4 protein-coding genes are annotated in these 3178 nt (G+C 62.8%); 2 read left to right on the top strand and 2 right to left on the bottom strand.

What is annotated here, in order from left to right; translation table 11 throughout:
• Nucleotides 1–59 precede the first annotated feature (59 nt).
• Both EN742_RS29420 and EN742_RS29415 read right to left on the bottom strand, forming a co-directional pair.
• A complete protein-coding gene (locus tag EN742_RS29420) occupies nt 60–680 on the bottom strand; it encodes a response regulator transcription factor (protein WP_245455290.1) in 621 nt (206 codons plus the stop codon).
• A gap of 350 nt (nt 681–1030) precedes the next feature.
• On the bottom strand, nt 1031–1711 hold the full coding sequence (locus EN742_RS29415; protein ID WP_126057193.1) for a sensor histidine kinase: 681 nt from the start codon (nt 1709–1711) through the stop codon (nt 1031–1033).
• 291 nt (nt 1712–2002) lie between these two features.
• Here EN742_RS29415 and EN742_RS38325 point away from each other — a divergent pair, with 291 nt between their 5' ends.
• Nucleotides 2003–2419 carry a hypothetical protein gene (locus EN742_RS38325; RefSeq protein WP_189347295.1) on the top strand — a complete coding sequence of 139 codons (417 nt, stop codon included), beginning with the start codon at nt 2003–2005 and terminating at the stop codon, nt 2417–2419.
• Between the two features lie 126 nt (nt 2420–2545).
• Nucleotides 2546–3004 carry a hypothetical protein gene (locus tag EN742_RS29405; RefSeq protein ID WP_127399766.1) on the top strand — a complete coding sequence of 153 codons (459 nt, stop codon included), beginning with the start codon at nt 2546–2548 and terminating at the stop codon, nt 3002–3004.
• Nucleotides 3005–3178: the final 174 nt, after the last annotated feature.

Below are 3178 nucleotides of genomic sequence, written 5' to 3'. Positions count from 1 at the left end.
TGTCAGTACTAGAGGGGCGATCCCCGCTGCCCGTTTTCTCGCTGTGCGTGGCGCTTTTGCTATTGCAGTTCGGCCAGCCATCCGACCGAGTGCGCGAAGCGCACTATCGCCGCCCGGGAGTGGAGTTCGAGCTTGTCGGTTGCCCTGGTTCTGTAGGTCTCGATGGTCTTTATGCTTAGATTGAGCCGCGAGGATATCTCCTTGTTGCTGTAGCCGAGTGCAACCAGCTGGATCACGGACCGTTCCCGCTCGCTCAGATTTCCCGCATCGCCCTGCGCGCAGTTGCGCGGGCTGAGCATTCGCGCGGCCAGCGCCGGGTCGACGTAATTGTCGCCGGCCAGCACGCATCTGATGGCTTGCAGCAGGTCGGTGGTCGTCGACCGTTTGACCACGAACCCCCGGCCGCCGGCGGCGAGCACTTGGCGCAGGCAGCCGGGATCTTCGTGCGCCGTCAGTGCGATGCACTTGAGGTCGGGGAACCGTTCGAGGAGGCGCTCGATAAGCATGACCCCATTGATGCCGGGGAGCGAGATATCGATGACCGCAACGTCGGGCTCAGCCTTGCCGATGGTTTCGAGGGCCTCGGCCGCGTTCGCTGCCAGTCCGACGATCGTCATATCCTTCTGACCATCGATCATCGCCCCGATACCCGACAGGACGATAGGGTGGTCATCGACCACAAATATCCGCCTACGCGACACCTTTAACCTCCATCAGTCCGCCAAAGGTACATCACGTGGAGAGGTCCCTTGCCCTTGATGGTTCGAATGACGGCTCGTCCCGGCTGACGGGAGGAGCGCGTCTATCCCTGCAGACCCTGAGCGGGAGCAGTGGGTCGTACATCTCGTCGAACCCTCGCGCCGATTGTAAGCCGCAGCTAAAGGTCTCGGATGTGGCGCGCTTCACGTAGCCCATCGCGAACCTCGAGCTGCTGCCGAGGTTTTTCGTTCAGAATCGCATGCGGACAAATGTCTGGTGCGGATCACATTGCCGTAGACAATCGTGCGCGCCTCGCGGTCCAGGGAAGCCCTCAGTCCGTCAAGGGCACATCGGCATAGAGGGTGGTCCCCTTGCCCCTGGCGGTTTCAATCGACAGCTCGCCTCCGACCAGCGCGAGGCGCTCTCTCATTCCCGCAAGCCCCAGGGCGCGGGAGCCGGGCGTGGCATCGGCATCGAACCCGCAGCCATCGTCTTCGATCGTAAGGCGCAGCCGGCGGTCGCCAATATGTGCCGTCACACTCGCGCGGCGCGGCTGAGCGTGCTTGCCGATGTTGGTAAGCGCCTCTTGCGCGATACGGTATAGGGTCAGGGACACTTCGGGGGCGAGTGGGCACGAAAGTGCTTCGAGGTCCATGTCGCAAGGGATTTCGAGTTGGGCACATAGCATGGCGGCGAGATCCTCGACGGAGGCGCGAAGCCCCAGGTGATCCAGGTCGGCGGGCCGCAGGCTCCAGGCGGCGGCGTGAACCCTGGCGCTCAGTTGATCGACCAGCATGACAGCCCGCGTGAGACGCTCGCCCTGTTCCAGGGATCCTGCGCGGATGCCGTGCAGTTCGAGCGCGACACTGGCCAGCAGCTGGCCGAGATCGTCGTGAAGCTCGCGCGACAGGCGCCGGCACTGTTCTTCCTGCACGGCAATCAAGCGCCGCGCCAATCCCTGGCGCCGCGGCTTCGAAGTGTCGTTCTCGCGTGTGTCGATACCAGTCCGCATCGCCCCTTCTGTTCTCTTGCCGGTGTCTAGAGGACTTGCTGTTCACCGGGCTGTGAGAAGAGGCCCCGAATTTCTGCCTCTCAGCGCAATATACGCCGGCATACGCCCTTATGCCTGTCAGTTTTTTCCCGATTCCACCGGCTTTTCCCGACAAGGACATCGGCTGAAAAACTGACAGAACATGCCGATCAGCCCGAATGTCGAGGCGCCTTTTCTGCGCGCATTCTTCTTGCGTCGTCTCGGCCATCTTTGTTGCGGTCGGGAAGTTCAACGCAAACCAAGGAGAACGTCATGAGGAAGATCATTCTGGCCGCGGCGGTCCTGTCGGCTCTGACAGGTTCGGCGTCCGCATTGTCGATCGGTAGCGGCAACGGCAATGGCAACGGCAACGTTGGCGTCGGCAACGGCAACGGCAACGGCAACGCCAATACCGGCGCCTTCAACGGCAACTTCAACGGCAATGGCAATTTCGGCTTCGGCAACGGCAATGGCAACGGCAATGCCAATGCGGGCGCCTTCAACGGCAACTACAACGGCAACCTCAATGCCGGCGCCGCCAACGGCAACGGCAACGGCAACGGCAATTTCGGCCTCGGCAACGGCAACCTGAATGGCAACGGGAACTGGGGCATCGGCAATGGCAATGTCAACGGCAACGGCAACTGGGGCATGGGCAACGGCAACGGTAACGGCAACGCCAACCAGTAGCGTCGAAAGGCGCTGAAGCTTCTGGGATCGCCGGGCCACGCGCCCGTCCCCCGCGCGAGGCTGTCGCGACAGATCGCCGGCGATCCCAGTCCTTTTGAGGCAGTGGGGTACGGAAGGAGTTCGCACATGAAACCGAGCGTCGTATCGGCACTATGCCTTGGCCTGCTAAGCGCGACCGCCGCGAAGGCCGCCGACAACCGCACGACAGGCGCCCAGGCCTTCAGCATGTCACGCGTCCAGCAAAGCATCGGCCACTACGGCCAGTCCATCGGTTCAGATGTCCGCGGCATGAATCCGCTCGGGTTCGCGGGCGGCAATGTCGGTTACAAGAACAGCGGCACCGGCAACGTCGGCGCCTTCAATAGCGGCACCGGCAACGTCGGCGCCTTCAACGGCAACGCCAACACATCGTCGACCAGCGGAAATCACAATGTCGGCGCCTTCAACGGCAACGGCAACACCGGCGAGTATGACGGCACCGGCAACGTCGGCGCCTTCAACGGCAACTTCAACGGCGGCTCCTTCAACGGCAACGGCAACGTTGGGGCCTTCAACGGCAATTTCAATGGCCGGGGAAACCGCTGATGGCCGCGGCGCGACCATCAGTTTGCGTCCGGCACGGCAACCGTCGGGTCGGGGCGAGGCTGTTAACGGGAAGCGGCCTCGCGCTCGGCATGCTGTGCGTCGCCAACGTCGTCGCTGTCGCCTCGATAGCGGACAGGATCGCCGACTTTCCCTTTGGCCGCGGCCATATCGGAT

The sequence above is a fragment of the Mesorhizobium sp. M4A.F.Ca.ET.020.02.1.1 genome (genome assembly GCF_004022645.1).
GTDB lineage: Bacteria > Pseudomonadota > Alphaproteobacteria > Rhizobiales > Rhizobiaceae > Mesorhizobium.
Note: the sequence above shows the minus strand (reverse complement) of the source record. Positions and strands in the feature narration are given on the sequence as shown.